The following is an 18,571-nucleotide window of genomic DNA, read 5'->3' as shown; positions in this document are numbered from 1 at the left end:
ACCTAATACCTTTGACTTTAGTCTGTTTTTATTTAAAAATCGAAATGATATATATTTTATAGTATTAACGAGATGTGAATGCTAATCACTGTTTTGTGATAAATAGCTAGATATTACCTTTGTTTTAATTTTTAGTCCCACCTCCATATTACTAATAATTAAACACGGAATAGAGTAGTTATTAACTTGCGCAATAAAAATAAAAAGCGCAAATAAAGGGATTTAAAAATGCAATTCAAACTAAAAAAAATAGCTGCCTTGTTATTCGGGGTGGGTATTAGCCTTTCTGTATTTGCCGAAGATATAGAACTATACGTAAACCATAATGTTGAAACCGACGAAAACCCTCGCGTGCTTATTGTGTTTGATACATCAGGAAGTATGAAGACTAAGCTGCCTAATGGGGGCCCTAAAAAAATCGATGCTGGTATAAGCGCGATGACCCAATTAGTAAATGATAACAGCTCGATTGATTTTGGTTTAATGCGTTTTAATGGCAATGATGGTGGTTATGTTATGGCTGGCCTAGGCTCCTCACATGATAAAATATTGGATCAAATGAAAAAGCTGCCTGCTAGCGGGAATACACCTATCACTGAGACGTTATGGGAAGCTTACCTATATATGACGGGGCAGACGGTTTGGTATGGGCAAAATACGGACAAACGAGATACTACGATTGAGAGAGAGCAAAGTGGTAGTGATATACCTCGTTATGTTTCTCCATTTCAACAGGCTGTTGGTGCAGATGAGCGTTGTGATAACTCAATTAGCTTAATATTAATGACTGATGGTGATCCGACACAAGATATTACCCGAAATGATGATATAAGAGCTTTATACAAATCTACTTTTGGTTCATATCCTAGTACTACAAGTAATAGCTATTTGGCTGCTTTAGCTCAAATAATACATGGTACAAGAGATGTTGAGGTGGACTTGTACGACACCACGCCAGAGGTTGCCGATACTGGGCGAGTTTTTACTATCGGCTTTGGTAGTGGCATGAGTACAAATGGTAAAAAACTATTAGAAAAAACCGCTTTATTGGGAGGAGGCGAGTACTTACATGCAGATACATCAACTGAACTTTCTGAAGCGCTTAATAATACAATATCGAAAATACGCGAAGTTAACGATAGTTTTTCATCTCCTACGGTAGCAAGTAACAATGTTGACCAAACTCGTAGCCGAGAGTCAATTTATTTTGCGATGTTTTACCCAGAAACAGGCGCACGCTGGAGCGGGAATTTAAAAAAGCTTAAAGTGTCTGGTGCAAATATTGTAGATTCAACTGATAAAATAGCTTTAGATAATAATGGGTTGATTGATGAAAAAGCACGAACTTTTTGGCTGCCAACTAATAAGCCTGCAGACGGTAATTTAGTAGCTCAGGGGGGCGTAAATTTACTTTTATCAACCCTAGACCCTGATAGTCGTAAAATTTACATAGATAAAACGGGCAGTATTATTGATTTTACTTTTGATAAAGTACAAACCATTTTAAATTTAGCGACAAGTACCGTTACCGATCTTGCCCCTGATTTGATTCCTAATATTGGGTTAACTTTAGAGGAAGATGATATTAGCTGGGCACGAGGAGTTGATGTTGATAATGAAGATGGAGATGACTCATCAGTCGATCAGCGAATCAATATTTTTGGCGACCCTTTGCATTCAAAACCGGTATCTATAGATTACGGCGATGGAAGTATTCATATACTTGTTGGTACCAATGCCGGCTTTTTACATATGTTTGAAGACAAAGGCGATACAGTTGAAGAAAGGTGGGCTTTTACACCTGCAGCCTTATTAAAAAACATTCCGGCTTTGCGGAGTAATCTCGCAAATACAAAAGTGTATGGCATGGATGGCCCTATAAGTGTGTTCTTTAATAATAAAAGTTTAAACACTGATGGTTTAAATGATGGCGTTGTTAAAGCAAGTGAGGGCGATGAAGTTTGGGCATTTACAGGCATGCGCCGAGGCGGTAAAAATTACTACGGCCTGGATATAAGTGACCCAGATAAACCTAAAAAATTATGGAATAAGCCAATTGTTGGTGGCTCTGAAGAATTTAAATATTTAGCACAAACATGGTCTAAGCCCCAAATTGCGTATATTAAAGCGTTTGGTGAGGATCCATTGCTGATATTTGGCGCAGGCTACGATACAAACAAAGATAATGCGATTAGAACAACAGATGAAACCGGGCTAGGTATTTACATTGTTAATGCTAAAACTGGCGAAAAGGTATGGGCGCTCACTCCAGATGAACATGGTTTTACCGGTGAGCACAGTATTGCAGCGGATGTAACTACGCTTGACTCAGATTACGATGGGTATATTGACCGAATTTATGCAACCGATACTGGCGGTAATATTTGGCGTGTAGATATTCCCACCGATGATGAAGATGAGATTACTCACTTTAAACTTGCGGAGCTTGGCAGTACATTAGCGTCACAAGACAGACGTTTTTTTTATAAACCGTTAGTTGCTAGAACGCTGTTTAGTAAAGTTACTAAGACCAATTATGATGGTGAAATGATCACGACTCGTTTAGACACCCCGTACGACGCAATTGTGATAGGCAGCGGAAACCGCTCAAACCCACTTGCTACTAATGAGCAAGATCAGCTTTATATGATCCGTGATGAAAACACCTTAACAAAAATATTTACTGAATTTCCAGATCCAATAGTGCCAGATGATTTAATGAAAATGAATGAAGACCCATTTGGTAACGCACTTGATGACGTTGATAAGTTTGTTAACCTTGAAGTTAAGTTAGCTGAATTTAAAGGGTGGCGATATGAATTAGGGACAGGTGAGAAGTCCCTTGCTGCAGCTACAGTCGTTGGTGGGGTTGCTTACTTTACTTCCTTTACGCCCGCATCTTCCTCATCAACTCAAAACCAATGCTCGTTAACAGGTGGCGGTGGGTCGCTTTATGCCTTTCATTTGCATTACGGAACGAAGGTTTATGACGATGTGAAATTTGCAACAAGTAATGATGTACCAGATACACCACAACTATTTTTTGGAGAAGGACCTTCGTGTGAAGATAGTGATGCCAATGGTAAGTGCGATTGGGATGATGAAACGGATGTAACGCAAATTAGTCAGTTTTATTTAATAGGCCCTGGGATTGAGGGTTCTGATAAGCCAATAAAAGCTATTGAAATACTTGGACCAAATTTAAATATTGAAGATGGAAAAGTTAAGCTAGTAAATGGCGCTGAACCAATTGGTTTTGGCTTCAAAACTCAGCAAACGTATATTTATAAACGCGAAGAAAACGATAGTCAGGCAAATTAATAATACGATACTATAAGCTTTAGCCACCTTATTTAGGTGGCTTTTTGCTTTTAGAAGCTAATCAAAAATACAGATGGTTTGCTTATATAATTGTTTTATAGTCATCGCAGCGCTCTAAACCAACCCATGTGTAATATACATTCGTTTACAAAACTCGGTCATCACTTGAGCCCTTTACTCTAGGCACTTGCAGTCCATATTAGTCAATAATAACTGGTATTAGTTATATTTAATTAACAAATGTAAAAGCTAAACTTAACATGGCGTGTCATTATATAGGTACAGGGCATGTTAACTTGTTGCCATCCCCCCATAAAAATTCAATAAATTTCTGTTGTTTAAATCTATTTATTTAATTTATAACAATATGATTTTTAATAATAATTAAAGTGCAAAAAAGGAAGTCTTTGTATGTTTTTTAAAAAAAGTCAGTTAGCTATTTCATTAGCGTTTACGCTAGGCCTTGTTGGATGTGGCGGCGGTGGCGATGATAAAGTGGTCGTTGTAGAGCCAGTTGTAGCTAAGCCTGATCCTATAAAAGTAGATCCCGTAGAAGTTAACACTATCTCTCTTACTGGAAAGGTTATTGATGGCTATGTATCTGGTGCAATAGTATGGCTAGATATTGATGGCGATGGTACTTTTGACGAGCAAACAGAACCTTCTGTAGTCTCTGAAGAATCGGGTAATTATAGTTTTAATTTTACAGAAGAGCAGGCGCTGTGTGTGCCGTATTCAACTATGTATGTTGATGTACCTGTTGGCGCAATTGACGAGGATTTAGGAGAGGTAACACAAGCGTATCAAATGTCATTTCCGCCCTCAATTGAGGCTTTAACTGATGAAGACATTCGAAATATATCACCTTTAACAACCGTTATTTGGGAGCAATTGAGCCTTCAATTACAAAAAGTTGGTAGCAATAATTTAAGTTGTGATGCACTCAAAGAAAATACTGAGTTACTTGCAAATCTTCAAAGCGAAATAACAAATGTTATGCAAAACTTGGTAGCGCATTATAATTTGTCTACTGAACAAATGTACTCAGATTTTATTGCCAATAGTGACAGTGATGCTTACGACAGAGCACAAGCAATTGTTAAAGGACTAAAAGCTGCCTATAAATTCAAGCAAGAGCTAGATGCTCAGTTTCCTGATGCAGAAGAAGTAAGAGCAGTTATTTACCAAGACACAGCAAAAGATGCAGAGTATGGGTTTGAAAATGCATGGTACCGCGACAAAGTTATTTTTGCAGGCGCTGAGCTTATTTATGAGCAAGTAAAGCTTCAAAATACAGACGAACTCGACACAATTGACGTTATTTTGTCTCGATTGGATTCAACAGATACGCCTTGGGGCGAAGAATCATTAAATGGAAAATTAACAGTTAGAGACGATGTTTACATTAACGCCGATCGTACTTACCGATGCTCTAGCATTGAGAACGTTAGTTTTGAGCAAAGCAATGTGCTTTATGGCGTTGATAATACAAGCCCATCGGTTAACTTTCCTGCAGCAGATGAATGCGTTAGTGCTAATTTAGATACACCGTTCGAGCGAGGTTTTAGCATTAGCTATACTGAGTCAGGATCGTTTTATCAAACTGACTTTGCCTTTAGAGAAGAAAATGCCGATTTTCAAACATTATCTAATTGGGTAAATGTTAAAGACAAAGCTGCTGATTTAGAAACTCAAGATTTAGTTACTGTACTCGCTGCTATGCCCTATAAGTTTGATGACGAAACATCTATTGATGCTAGCTTTTGGCGTAAATACAAAACCACAGATAACGTACGTATTACGAAAACAATTGAAGGGAAATGGTTTAGAGATACCCGCCAAGAAGATGGAACAATGCTGCATGAGTGCGGTGAAAATGGTGTTGATTGGGTGCAATGCGAATAATTTAAAAAGCACTTTAATAAATATTAGTTTAATGCCTGTCAGTTAATAACTGACATGCATTTTTTTGTTCAAAAAAGCTTACTTTTACGTGCGGTTTTTACTATATACCTGCTGAACTTTATTTTTAATCTGTTTTTTACTCGGGTTTACTGTAAAATTACTGGGTTAACATTTGTTAAGCAGTGCTTACAATTGTTATTGCTCGTTAAGTATTTAAACTAATTTAAGTAGAGCTTATGATTTTTTATATTATTGGGTTAAGTTTACTGGTTATTATTTTATGCGTTGCACTTTATGTAATTTACAGCAACGTACATAAAAGTCGGGTAAGAAAATCCAAGGAATACAACGTACTGTTTGATAAAGACACGATAGTGGATGATTTAATCACTCAACTAACAGAAAAAAATCAAACACAAGAAAACCAAGATAAAACAGCAAAAGGTAAAGAAGAAATCCTTGCAACATTTGTTGAGTTACATCGCTCTGGTAGCTTTTGCGCACATTTGAGTGAACAGGAAATTATTTACTTTGTTAAAAAGAAATTAAACATGGAGAGTAGTAAAAATGGATAGCGAAAAAGCAGTCCCAGCAGTAAAAAGTGGCTCATTTATGAGTCGATTTGGTCGTCGTAATGTAATTGTTGTTTCATCAATTGTTGTTGTATTAGCGGTAATTGCAACGCTGACATCGCAAGTTGTTTCATGGAATGAAGCTGATGAGCGTTTAGTCCATCAATCGGCTTTTACAGGTAACTTAACCGTAATAAATCAAGCCGGCCCTTATTTAAAAGCGTTTGGTACTACATCGGCTTATAAAAAAGTAATTTCGATTAATTTTACGGGTGACGCAGGCGCAACAGCAAGCGCAATTGTACCGCTAATACCCATTCGATTTTTAGATACGACAACGGGTGGCGCACGCGGTGTTTCTCGTTTTAGATTGCCAGGCAATGTACCAGCAGCAGAATCGGGTGCTCTACGTGGTTTACTTAAAATACACGAAGAGTTTGGTTCACAAGAAACATTAATATCTAATTTATTAATGCGTGCTACCACTGAAAATGTAAAAGCATCGGCGCGTATGATGTCGGTAGAGCAACATTACTCTGGTGGTAATGGTCAATTAAGCCAAGATTTTGCTGATCAATTAACCAACGGTATTTTTGTTACTGAACAAATTATTAGTACCGGTGAGCGCGATAAATCTGACGATTTAGGTAATTTAAGTAAACAGCAGCGCGTCACTATTAATATTAAAATGGACGATGAAGGTAATACACTGCGTAATGCACCTATTTTAGGCGCTTATGGTATTACAGTAGTTGATGCCAGCATTATTGATATTGACTACGAAAGCAAAGTAAACGCTCGCCTTGAAGCGCAAAAGCAAGCAGCTGCAGATGAAGCACTAGCGCGTCAAAACCTTAAAAAAGCTGAGCAACAAGCACGTACCGAAGTGGCTTTAGGTGAACAAGCAATTGCTAAGCAACGTGCTGAATCTGAAAAGCTAAAAATAAAAGAGCAAATTGATGCTGAACGAATTAAGGCAAATGCCATTATTTCTGCGCAGCAACGAGTTGCTGTAAAAGCCGAGCTTGCAAAAGAACAAGAAGAGATTTTAAAGCAACAACGCTTAGAAGCATTAGGTATGGACGTTTTAGCTGAGGCTCGTTTAAGAGCTAAGTCTGCTGCACTTGATCCAAAGTATGTATTTGATGAAACGCTAAAAGCAGAAGTTAAAATTCAAACTGCTTTATTTACAAGTTTAGGCAATAGCCGTTTAGTGCCTGAAATTGTAATAGGCGGGAGCCAAGGCGAGCAAAGTAATGGCTCTGAATTTATGCGCTTATTAGCCGCTGATGCAGCATTAAGTCTTAAAAAACGTTTAGAAAAAGATAAAAAATAAACAATAGTTAAGTATTGTACAAACAATAAAAACGTTGGCTAATTCGCATTGGCCAACGTTTTTTATTGCGTAAATTTTGTTATTGTATGGCAGGCTTAGCTTGTAAAACCGGCTTTTAAAATTATGAAATAAAAGAGTGAGCAGTACTTATGGACTCCAGCAGTAACCAGTTTATTTTAGATTTAGGGCAAGAGCATATTACCATCCAGCGTCGATATGAAGCGCTGGGTGCATTTAACGATTTTTTGATTGCCGTGTGGTTTTTAATTGGTAGTTTTTTCTTTTTAAATGACTCATTAGTAGAGAGTGGCACATGGTTGTTTATAGCGGGCAGTGCCCAATTACTTATAAAGCCTGTTTTAAAGTTGATCAGCTTAGTACATGTTAGTCGGGTATTTCATTCAAATAAAACTCCATAAATAAAACCATAAATACGACTCATGAGGAGTTCAGTTACTATGGCTAATAATTTACCAGTATAAGTTATTTAAATATCAAGGATAGAGCAGTGAAAGTACTTAAGTGGATTGCAATTGGAATAGCTACTTTATTAATTATAGGCTTACTAATTCCCGAAAAAATAATGATTCCGGTACAAGGTGCTACACCTAAAGATTGGAACCATAATACATTTTGGTATGAGCCTTGGGGCAGGTCGGGTGTGCACAAAGGAATTGATATTTTTGGCATAAAGAACACTCCTGTAGTTGCCTCAACAAACGGGATTGTTATATTTGCAGGTGAATTAACTCGTGGTGGTAAAGTGGTTGCGGTGCTTGGGCCTAAATGGCGTATACATTATTTTGCACATTTAAATGACTACTCGGTAAGTGCAGGTGATGTTGTAAGCATAAACAGTCAAATTGGGTTACTAGGCGATACCGGAAATGCCGCAGGGAAGCAGCCTCATGTACATTATTCTATTTTATCGTTAGTGCCCATGCCATGGCTTTATACAACACAAAGCCAAGGCTGGAAAAAGATGTTTTTTTTGAGTCCACACGACAAATTAAAAACTAATTAGCCTGCAACTGGGGTTTTACCCGCGCGAATATTTTTAATGCTTTTAATAAACATATAAATACAGGTAGTGATTAAACAGCCTGCTAAATAAAACACAATACCGTTTGATGCATCAGATAAATTGGCAGCAAGCATAGGGCCAAATACCGAGCCAATACTGTAACTTAGAAGCATGACCTCAGTTGCTGAGACTATTTTTGCTATTGGCAATGAGTCGCACGCAAGTGTTATAGCAATCGGGTAAAGTGCAAAGCTGCACGCGCCTAGTATTAAGTAGCTCACTATTAATCCTGCTAAAGTGTTTGCTTGTAATATACCCACAGCACCAGCTGCGCCTACTAAACAAAACATACCCATCAGTAAGCTTTTTTCAAGCCGAGTAGATAAGTAACTCACAAGCGGCTGCACGACCATGCCGCCTAAAATAATAACCGCCATCAGTGTCCCTGTGTACTGAGCTTGATCAGTCTGTGCTGCAATATAAACAGGCATTAAGCCGTAAATAGGGCCCAGTAATAAGCCTGATGCTAAGCATCCGAGCATAGCTGGGTGGCTTAGTGATTTTATTTCTTTTAGTGGTAGTTTTTCAAGATGTTGTTTTTCTGGCTGACCTTTAGTTATTAATAAAGGCGCTAAAATAGCTAAAAATAATAACGAGGCTACAAATAAATAAGGCGTTGAACCTTCGGTGCCAAGCGGCCCTATAGCAAGTTGACCAACCGCGCTGCCCCCATAAAGTGAGGTCATGTATAAGCCCAAACGTTTTGCACGCGACTTTGCGGTATTGGTCATTAATAACCAAGACTCAACAACTACAAATACACCGGCAACAGCAACACCTGCTACAAATCGTGCAATTAACCAGTTAACGGTATTTGGTAGTGCAAGTTGTGCAAGCACGCTGACTATTAATAAGCTTAAAAATAATATAAATGCGAAGCGATGACCAATTTTTACCACAATGCGCTCTATTGTGGTTGCGCCAATAAGTAAGCCAAAGTAAAAAATGCTCGCAAGCCAAGGCGCTAGGTTTTCATCGAGTTTGAATGCGGGTAACGACAGTGGAATAAGGCTCATTAAAAAGCCGGATGCGATAGCAAAAAATGACAGCCCTATAACAGGCGCTAAAGGGTTATTAGAGGTGCTTGTGGCGGCTAATTCGGCCATGTGTGTTTATCGACTCATCAAGGTAAATAACCACTGTTTTAAAGTTTTAGAGGTTACTTTAATAATAAAATTTGCGCGAATTTAGAGCCAAATTAAAAATAAGTAAAGTGATATTTTATTAAACAATATAAATATATTTTAAAACGATCGTTTTGGTAAATTATCGGATCGAGTATACTTTTTATTGTAGTGTTTTTATGTAGATATTGTTTTATATTTGTGAGTATTTATAAGTGTTAAACCCTATGTAAAATAGGGTTCAACAGTTTTTAAAGTGATAAAATTAACATTTATTTGTTTATTGTATTGCTAGTGCAAGGTGGTGATATAAACCAATACCAACAATCACATTAAACGGGAAAGTTACACCGAGAGAGCTCAGCATAGCAAGACCAATATCGGCTTTAGGAATTGCCGCTTTTATTGCAGCGGGTGCGGCTATGTAAGAGGCGCTGGCTACTAAACTTCCCAATATAACTACCGAGCCTAATTCTAAATTTAAAAGTGTGCCTACTGCTGTGCCAATCGTACCTAAAAATAGCGGGGTGACAATAGCAAATACCGCGAGCTTCCAATGTTCCCAGGGGATAGGGCGCAAAGTTTGCGCGGCTACTAAACCCATTTCTAGTAAAAATAATGCCAGAACAACTTTAAAGCTACTGGTTAAAAGGCTCGTTACTTGGCTGCCTTGAACCGTGCCGTACATCATACCTATGACGACACCACCGATAAGCAAAATGACACTTTTGTTCGTAAGAGTTTCGTGCCAAAGCGCTTTTAACGATGGTTCACTTTTTTGGCTGTTTTGTTTATCAAGTTTTCGGTAAAGCAATAAACCAACAATGATTGCAGGGAGTTCTAACATCACTAAATACAGGGTTACTTCTGCACCCACTACCAATTTAGCTGATTCGGCATAGGCAAGCGCTACAGCAAATGTCCCCGCACTTACTGAGCCATAATGTGCGGCAATGCTGGCACTATTAGCAACAGAGAGTTTAATCACGTATTTTAAAATAGGGTAAAGCATCAATGGTATAAGTGCGCCAAGTAGCATTACCGATCCCATTTCGGGCAGTAGTTGCCAGCTTAAGTTGCCATGGAGCACCATACCGCCTTTTAAGCCGATGGTTAACATGAGCAATAAGCTTAATGTGTCATAGGTGGCTTTTGGAATAGCCAAGTCAGAACGTAAAATACCCGCGACTAATCCTAAAATAAAAAACATAACAACAATATCAGGCACTGGCTTTCCTTACTAGGTGGTAAATTAAGTGGCGCTATTGTAGATAAAACTTTGTATAGTAAATAATAAAATAAATACGAGTTAGTTATAGATAAATATCTATATCTGATTTATTAAGTGCTGTTTGTTAGGTTTATGAGGTAGGTATGGATTTACGACATATATCGTTTAGGTTGCTCGAAGTATTTATGAGCGTAGTTAAAACGGGTTCAATAAGCGAAACTGCAAGGCGTTTACACCTAACGCAGCCAACGGTATCGCTACAAATAAAGCGATTACAAGAAGCGGTAGGTGAGCCGTTATTACTTATGCAACAGCAAAAGCTACACGTAACCGATGCCGGACTTGAGCTATTTAAAACTTGCCAGCAGGTGTTTGGTCATTTTGACGATTATCAAGATTTTTTAACCGAGCTTAACGGTGGGGCACGCGGTCGTTGTAAAATTGCGATGGTTAATACGGCGCAATATATTTTACCGAAATTACTTGGCCCCTATAGTAATTTACATCCCCACGTTGAACTTCCGCTTGAGATTGGTAACAGGGCAGAGGTGCTTGATAGGTTTGAGCGAGGAGAGGACGATATTTATGTATTTAGCCACCCGCCGTCGCTTGAGAGCGCACAAGCTGCGCGCTTTTTGCATAATCCACTTGAATTTATAGTGCCACTAAACCACCCGCTAGCTCACGTAAAAGCCGTTAAATTAACGGATTTAATGCAGTATCGCTTTTTACTCCGAGAAAATGGCTCAGCGACCCGTATGTTATTTGAAAGCGAGTTACAAAGCCGAGGCTTAGTGCTGAGCGATAGCGTACAAATGGCGAGTAATGAAGCAATACGCGTTGCGGTTGCATCGGGGATGGGCATTGCGGTTTTATCACGCCATGTACTTGCAACAGACGATACAAGTTTTAAAATTTTAAACGTAACCGATACTCATTTAGCGAGTCATTGGTATTTTGTAATGCGAACAGATAGGCACATATCGCATGCTGCACGTAACTTTTTAAAGTTTGCGCAGCAGCACGTAGAGCAATATTTAGGTACACAGTGGGTGCGTAATGAGTTACATAACTTAGATTTAAACTAGATTTAAATTAGGTTTAAAGTTAATTAATATCGGGTGTTGAGTCTCTTAAAATAAGCTTTGGCTGAAACACGTGCTTTACTGTTATGCCGCTTTTTTTATAAATGTCTTTAAGTACTAAGTTAGCCGCAGCTCGGCCCATTTCGGGAACTGGGTTATCTATTGTAGTAAGCGTTGGGTAGAGGTAATTGGTAAAAATTACGTTATCGAACCCAATAATGGCTAAATCTTTTGGTAGGTTAAAACCGTGTTCGCGGGCGTATTTCATAGCACCCGATGCCATTTCGTCATTGGCACATACAAGAGCAGTTATTTGCGCTTTATTTTGAATAAAATGCCTTAAGCCGTCGCTGCCACCAGTTTCTTTAAAGTCACCTACATAATATAAGTTTTCGTCAAAGGTGATGTTGTATTCTGCTAGTGCTTGTTTGTGACCTTTCAAACGATTTGACGCATCTTCTTTAAACTGCGGGCCTGCTATGTACGCAATGTTTTTATGACCTTTGTTGATCATGGCTTTAGTGGCTAAGTAGCCGCCCATTACGTTGTCGAGGCTAATGCAGTTTTCTTCAATTTCTTTAACGTAGCGGCTCATTAAGTAAATAGGGGTTTTGCCTTTACTTAACTCAATTAAATACTCGTTTGATACCGCTTCTACGTGGGCAATAATAGCGTCGCAATTACGGCCTATTAAAAATTCAAAGCCGCTTTTTTCTTTTTTCTCGTCACTGTGCCCTGGGGTAATAATAACGTGTTTACCCGCAATACGAAGATGTTCTTCAATGGCTGACATCATTTGACCAAAAAACGGACCATCCAACTCCGAAACTAAAATACCGACGCTGTTTGTAGTGCTAGAGGCTAAAGAGCGTGCAATAGAACTTGGCTGATAGCCTAGCTCTTTCATTGCTTCTAATACCTTTTTTTTAGTTTTTTTGCTTACGTAGTCGTTGTCGTTAAGTACCCTTGAAACAGTTGATAAAGACACACCTGCCATTTCTGATACTTGATAAATTGTCGCCATTGATGTCCTAGCTTATATGTGTTTTTACTCGCGCTTTATAAAATATAAAGCGCGAAGGGTCATTAAAAGTTAATTTACACATTACTGCGTCTAATTGCTAAGTCTTCTGTTATTTTTTGCGTCATTGCTGAGGTAAGCGGATAAATAAGCATCAATGCGGCGCCTAAAAAAGCAAATGCGGCAGGTATCCAACTCATAAGTAACTGCATGCCAGGTAGAGCTTGGGTAATTGTTAGCTCATCCATGCCGTTATAACCGTAGCCTGCAAGTACCACTAATACTAATGCACCTGCAAAACCACCACCGGTTTTTTGCACAAACGTACCCGCAGAATAAATAAGCCCTGTTGCGCGGCGTTTATTTTTCCACTCTGAGTAATCGGCTGAATCGCCAAGCATACTAAAGAACAATGTCGGCATCATGGCGGCAAAAAATTCAGCAGCGCAACCAAAGGTAAATACTGCAACCAGGTTATCGCTAGGTACCCAGTAAAATGCAGTAGTGAGTAACCCGCTTAGCATTAATGATGCAATAAAGAGGTTTCGTTTACCCATTATTTCGGCCAGTTTACCTGTGGCAAGTGCGCCTAATATAGATACAATCAATAAGGCAATAAAGTATTGCCCAGCCATGAGTTCATTAGCTACGTGGTATTTAAAGTAATATGCAATTACGCCGTATTTTATGCCATTAAACATCATGGTTAAAAAACCAATACCGAGTAATACCAGCCAGGGTTTGTTGGTCAGAAGATCAACCATGTCGCGCTGTGAACCCGTTAAGCTTTGCTTATCTTTCTTGAGTAATTTTTTAATAACGAATGTCATTGCAGCCATAACAAGGGCAAAAAATACGCCGCTGTATAAATCGCGGTAATAAAAAAACAAGGTAGTAGCAAGCAAAGGTAGGATTATAAATGGCAGGCTTTTGGTTAAATCAAATAATTCTGATTTTAAATTCCCTTCATTTGAGGCGTGCGGTGTTACACGCTCTTTCGTGGTCGCAAACGTTATAATCATTAAAATAATAAGTAAGCTGGCAAATAAGTACATAGTAAGCTGATAGCCTTTAGCGTTGTCGCCGCCACCAAAAAATGCCACTAGCTCAGGTAAAAAACCCATAACCAATAAACCACCAGTAAACGCACCTGCAAACCTAAAACCAGAGAGCTTTGTGCGCTCTGTGTCGTCGGGTGTCATAACGCCCATAAGTGCCGAGTAGGGTACGTTACTTACAGTGTAAGCAAGCGTTAAACCAATGTAAGTTACGTAGGCATAAATAAGTTTGTTGGTGGTGCTAAAGTCGGGGGTAGTAAAACACAACACCATAAACAAGCCCAAAAATGGTGCCGAGTAGAGTATCCACGGGCGAAACTTACCAAAGCGCGACTGCGTTCTGTCGGCAATCATACCCATAATAATATCGGTTACGCCATCAGATAGCCTTACCACTAAAAACAACATGGCAGCGGCAGCCGCCGATATGCCAAATGTATCGGTGTAAAACACCGCTAAATAAGCAAGCGCGCCGCGCCACACTAAGTTAGCGCCGGCATCACCCATGGCGTAACCGACTTTTTCGTATAAAGGGAGTTTGTTCACAGTGTGTGTTCTTATTGTTATAAGCCGATAATTTATCGGCTAGTTATTAGTTTAGTGTACGCCTTACCGCTGGCTTTAATAGTTCGTTTTTGTGTGTTGTAGTCTACGTGTACTATTCCAAAACGTTTTAAATATCCTTCAGCCCATTCAAAGTTATCCATTAAGCTCCAAGCAAAGTAGCCATCTACTTTTACGCCTTGCTCAGCTGCGTTATGTAGGGCATTTAAATGCTCGTGGTAATATTCAATACGGTCGTTATCGTTCACTTCACCGTCTTTAAATTCGTCAGCCATGGCTGCGCCATTTTCGGTAATATAAATAGGCGGTAGGGTGTATTTTTCGTTTAACGATACAAGTAACTCTGTAAGTGCTTTAGGATAAATTTCCCAGCCTATATCGGTCATTGGCGTTTTATGTGGCAGCTCATGGTAAAAGTCGGTTTCGCTTGCTTGATAATGCATGCGGGTATAAAAGTTAACCCCTAGGTAATCTAGTGGTTGAGCAATTATTTCCATGTCGCCATCCAAAATATCAGGGCGGTGGGCTTTAGGTAATTGATTAATAATATCAGGGTACTTACCTTGCATTACAGGCTGCATGTACCATTGGTTTATGTAGTCATCAGCAAATGCAGTCGCTTTTAAATCTTCTTCGCATTGGGTAACTGAGTAACAAGGCGTAAAGTTAAGTACAATACCGTTTAATGTATTTGGGCTATTTTTAGCAAGTACTTGCATAGCTAATCCGTGGCCCAGTAATAAGTGATGCGCAGCTTTACGACCAAACTCGCGACCTACAATACCCGGCGCATGTACGCCTATTTCGTAACCTAAGTAAGAGCTACAAAACGGCTCGTTTAAGGTGGCGTACGAGTGTACGCGGTCACCAAATGCTTTTGTAATTAAATCTGTGTAATGCGCAAATTCGTAAGCGGTGTTACGGTTTAGCCAACCGCCTTCGTCTTCAATATGTTGTGGTAAATCCCAGTGGTACAGCGTTACAAAAGTTTTAATGTTACGGCGTTTTAATTCATCTAAAATGTCGGTGTAAAATTTAACACCTGTCGGGTTTAGGTGGCCATTTTTAGTCATTACGCGCGGCCACGAAATAGAAAGTCTGTAAGCGTCTACACCTAATGACTCAATTAAGTTTATATCGTCTTTCCAGCGAGAGTAGTGCTCGCAGGCTACATCGCCATTTGAATTATCGACTATTTTGCCTTCTTTACTGCAAAAGGTATCCCAAATACATGGCAAGCGATCGGTTGCGCCGCCTTCAATTTGAAATGAGGCCGTAGCTACACCATAGGTAAAATTTTTGGCTAAAAGGGGTGAGCCACTAGGTAAAGATAATTGTTTCATTAAGAGAAAACCTCTGCTTCTTTTTTGGTAAAGGTTGCTTTGTATATAGCGTGTATTAAATTCAATGTTGGAAGCGCTTCCATATTTAATTTGATTAATCACTAAGGATGGTATTTAATAACTTTAAGGAAGCGCTTCCATATTTAGGTTAGTGGCTATTGCTAAGTAGGTCAATAGTTAAATTTAAATAACAAATAGGTGCTGCACAAAAACACACTGACACAACACAGGGCTATAAAAATGAAAAAAAGCTTAAACACTAATAGGTTACGAATGCTCCCTATTTTAATAGGCGGATTATGCGTTTTAAGTGCGTGTAATAAACAAGAAGCTAACGCTAATAATAACGAAAGCGCGGTGGCCAAAAATACTGAACATGAGCAAGGTAATTTACCACTTTGGCCAACGCTTAAAAGCAAAGTAGTGAAAACGCCTGAAATTGAAAATACGATTGCACAATATTTAAAAACAATGACGCTTGAGCAAAAAGTAGCGCAGATGATCCAACCTGAAATTCGCGATATAACCGCTGCAGACATGCGCAAATATGGCTTTGGTTCTTATTTAAATGGCGGTGGCTCGTTCCCGAATGCTGATAAGCATGCAACGCCTGCCGATTGGATAACACTTGCTGAAAGTATGTATCAAGCATCGGTTGATGACTCAATTGATGGCAGTAAAATTCCAACTATGTGGGGCACTGATGCGGTACATGGCCATAATAATGTGATTGGCGCGACATTATTTCCGCACAATATTGGTTTAGGTGCTGCTAATAACCCCGCATTAATTGAGCAAATTGCAGCAGCTACGGCAATAGAAGTAATGGCAACAGGGATAGATTGGGTATTTGCACCAACAGTTGCTGTAGTGCGCGACGACCGATGGGGCAGAACGTACGAAGGCTACTCAGAAGACCCTGCAATTGTACGTGAATATTCAGCCGCAATTGTAAACGGATTACAAGGCAGAGCTGGTGATGACTTTTTAAGTGACAAACGCGTAATTAGCACTGTTAAGCACTTTTTAGGCGATGGCGGCACGGTAGATGGCGACGATCAAGGGGACAACATTGATAGCGAAGAGACGTTATATAACATTCATGCGCACGGTTATATAGGAGGCTTAACCGCAGGTAGTCAGTCGGTTATGGCATCGTTTAATAGCTGGAATGGTAAAAAAAATCACGGTAATAAATACTTACTTACCGATGTACTAAAAACAAAAATGGGTTTTGATGGCTTTGTTGTAGGCGATTGGAACGGGCACGGACAAGTTGCCGGCTGTACAAATGAAAGCTGCCCGCAAGCTGTTAATGCCGGGCTTGATATTTTTATGGTGCCAACGGGTGCTTGGAAACCACTTTATGAAAATACAATTAAACAAGTAAAAGCGGGCACAATAACAATGGCGCGAATAGATGACGCCGTGGCACGTATTTTACGCGTTAAATTACGCGCGGGTTTATTTGATAAACCAAGCCCCGCAAATCGAAAATATTCAGGTAAGTTAGAACTAATAGGTGCGCCTGCACATCGCGATATTGCCCGCCAAGCGGTACAAGAGTCGTTAGTACTGCTTAAAAACAACAACCATTTATTACCGCTTAACCCGTCAAGCAACATACTTATAGCAGGCGATGCGGCTGATAACATAGGCAAGCAATCGGGTGGTTGGAGTATTACGTGGCAGGGAACTAATAATCAAAATGCAGATTTTCCTGGGGCAACGTCTATTTATGCCGGATTAAAAACGCAAATAGAGGCTGCTGGCGGCAACGCTATTTTAAGTCCAACGGGTGAATTTAATACTAAGCCCGATGTAGCCATTGTTGTATTTGGTGAAGAGCCATACGCAGAGGGGCATGGCGATAAAGACAACCTTGAGTTTGAACGTAACAATAAACGCTCTCTTAAAATATTAAAAACATTAAAGCAGCAAAATATACCGGTTGTTTCTGTGTTTATATCGGGCAGACCAATGTGGGTTAACAGCGAGCTAAACGCGTCAGATGCATTTGTAGCAGCATGGCTTCCTGGCACTGAAGGACAAGGCATTGCAGATGTTTTATTAGCGGATGCAAGTGGGCAGGTACAGTACGACTTTAAAGGTAAGTTGTCGTTCTCATGGCCTAAATCGCCACTACAAACCGCAGTAAATAAGGGCGATGCTGATTACTCACCATTATTACCCTATGGCTTTGGTTTAACATATAAAGATGAAAGTACGCTTGCCAATAATCTAAATGAAGACTCAGGTGTTGATATTAGTAACCTTGCACCGCTGTCTATATTTAATGGCAGTTTTAAAACGCCGTGGCGTTTGTTTTTAAATTCAAACAGCGAGCAGCACCAAGTAGCAAGTAACAGTGTAAAGCTTGGCGGCATTACTTATCGCACTGAAGACAAAGCGATTCAAGAAGATGCGATGCAATTTAACTTTGATGGCACTGCATCCAGCTACATCGAAATTAATAGTAACTTTACCGAAGACAAAGTGGCCTACATTGAAGCAAATTCGGCCCTTAGCTTTAGCTATAAAGTAAACCAAATACCTAGCTCACATACATACCTTGCAATGAAGTGCGAACAAGCTTGTGGTGTCGAGCTTGATATTACTAATGAGCTTGAAAATGCTGATTTAAATACATGGCAAACCATGAGTATAGATTTAACCTGTTTTGCTAAAAAGGGCGTTGATTTTGCCAGAATAACCAGCCCTTTTATTATTAAAACAGCAGGAGAGCTTAGCGTTTCAGTTGCAGATATTAGCTTTGAACCACAAAGCGCTAAAAGCGCCGTGGTTAAGTGTGAATAATAAAACGTAAAAGTTGTTGTGTGTAACCAAAACCCTGAGGGCATGTTGATCTTTGTGGATTGAAATTTGTTCAATCTAGGGGCAATTTAATCGCGGCGAGAGGTTTGTAA

13 protein-coding genes are annotated in these 18,571 nt (G+C 39.4%); 8 read left to right on the top strand and 5 right to left on the bottom strand.

The features are described 5' to 3' along the window. Nucleotides 1–228 precede the first annotated feature (228 nt). The 6 genes from BW142_RS19040 to BW142_RS19015 all read left to right on the top strand — a co-directional run bounded on the left by BW142_RS19040 (nucleotide 229) and on the right by BW142_RS19015 (nucleotide 8,158). On the top strand, nucleotides 229–3,321 hold the full coding sequence (locus BW142_RS19040) for a PilC/PilY family type IV pilus protein (RefSeq protein ID WP_076925965.1): 3,093 nt from the start codon (nucleotides 229–231) through the stop codon (nucleotides 3,319–3,321). Between the two features lie 411 nt (nucleotides 3,322–3,732). Next, entirely contained in the window at nucleotides 3,733–5,226 is a 1,494-nt protein-coding gene (locus BW142_RS19035) for a hypothetical protein (protein WP_076925963.1), read from the top strand. Nucleotides 5,227–5,462: 236 nt separating this feature from the next. Beyond that, nucleotides 5,463–5,801, top strand: a complete 339-nt coding sequence (locus BW142_RS19030) for a hypothetical protein (protein WP_024600640.1) — start codon at nucleotides 5,463–5,465, stop codon at nucleotides 5,799–5,801. Then, nucleotides 5,794–7,134, top strand: a complete 1,341-nt coding sequence (locus BW142_RS19025) for an SPFH domain-containing protein (RefSeq protein WP_076925962.1) — start codon at nucleotides 5,794–5,796, stop codon at nucleotides 7,132–7,134. Before BW142_RS19030 ends, BW142_RS19025 begins: the two co-directional genes overlap by 8 nt. A 149-nt stretch (nucleotides 7,135–7,283) precedes the next feature. After that, the gene (locus tag BW142_RS19020; RefSeq protein WP_076925961.1) at nucleotides 7,284–7,553 is read left to right on the top strand and encodes a YrhK family protein; all 270 of its coding nucleotides are present in this window, start codon (nucleotides 7,284–7,286) and stop codon (nucleotides 7,551–7,553) included. A gap of 89 nt (nucleotides 7,554–7,642) precedes the next feature. Further along, the gene (locus tag BW142_RS19015; RefSeq protein ID WP_024600643.1) at nucleotides 7,643–8,158 is read left to right on the top strand and encodes a M23 family metallopeptidase; all 516 of its coding nucleotides are present in this window, start codon (nucleotides 7,643–7,645) and stop codon (nucleotides 8,156–8,158) included. Here the strand turns inward: BW142_RS19015 and BW142_RS19010 are convergent. After that, on the bottom strand, nucleotides 8,155–9,324 hold the full coding sequence (locus BW142_RS19010) for an MFS transporter (RefSeq protein ID WP_076925960.1): 1,170 nt from the start codon (nucleotides 9,322–9,324) through the stop codon (nucleotides 8,155–8,157). The two genes, BW142_RS19015 and BW142_RS19010, sit on opposite strands and share 4 nt — an antisense overlap. Before the next feature lie 298 nt (nucleotides 9,325–9,622). Then, nucleotides 9,623–10,570 (bottom strand): sodium-dependent bicarbonate transport family permease, encoded by a 948-nt coding sequence (locus BW142_RS19005; RefSeq protein WP_076925958.1) that lies wholly within the window; start codon nucleotides 10,568–10,570, stop codon nucleotides 9,623–9,625. Between the two features lie 146 nt (nucleotides 10,571–10,716). Between BW142_RS19005 and BW142_RS19000 the strand changes: the two genes are divergently transcribed. Continuing rightward, the gene (locus tag BW142_RS19000) at nucleotides 10,717–11,661 is read left to right on the top strand and encodes a LysR family transcriptional regulator (protein WP_076925957.1); all 945 of its coding nucleotides are present in this window, start codon (nucleotides 10,717–10,719) and stop codon (nucleotides 11,659–11,661) included. A gap of 19 nt (nucleotides 11,662–11,680) precedes the next feature. On the opposite strand, the gene BW142_RS18995 is transcribed toward BW142_RS19000, so the two are convergent. The 3 genes from BW142_RS18995 to BW142_RS18985 form a co-directional block, all read right to left on the bottom strand. Beyond that, a complete protein-coding gene (locus BW142_RS18995) occupies nucleotides 11,681–12,682 on the bottom strand; it encodes a LacI family DNA-binding transcriptional regulator (protein WP_024594396.1) in 1,002 nt (333 codons plus the stop codon). A 74-nt stretch (nucleotides 12,683–12,756) separates the two neighbouring features. Then, the gene (locus BW142_RS18990; protein ID WP_076925956.1) at nucleotides 12,757–14,283 is read right to left on the bottom strand and encodes an MFS transporter; all 1,527 of its coding nucleotides are present in this window, start codon (nucleotides 14,281–14,283) and stop codon (nucleotides 12,757–12,759) included. A 32-nt stretch (nucleotides 14,284–14,315) separates the two neighbouring features. Continuing rightward, nucleotides 14,316–15,644, bottom strand: coding sequence for a GH1 family beta-glucosidase (locus BW142_RS18985; protein WP_076925955.1), 1,329 nt, complete (start codon nucleotides 15,642–15,644; stop codon nucleotides 14,316–14,318). Between the two features lie 240 nt (nucleotides 15,645–15,884). On the opposite strand from BW142_RS18985, the gene BW142_RS18980 reads away from it, so the two are divergent. Next, complete coding sequence (locus tag BW142_RS18980; RefSeq protein WP_076925953.1) at nucleotides 15,885–18,461, top strand: glycoside hydrolase family 3 N-terminal domain-containing protein; 2,577 nt, start codon at nucleotides 15,885–15,887, stop codon at nucleotides 18,459–18,461. Nucleotides 18,462–18,571 lie beyond the last annotated feature (110 nt).

The organism is Pseudoalteromonas sp. EB27 (assembly GCF_001974875.1).
GTDB lineage: Bacteria > Pseudomonadota > Gammaproteobacteria > Enterobacterales > Alteromonadaceae > Pseudoalteromonas.
This window is presented reverse-complemented; position numbering and strand designations above follow the sequence as displayed.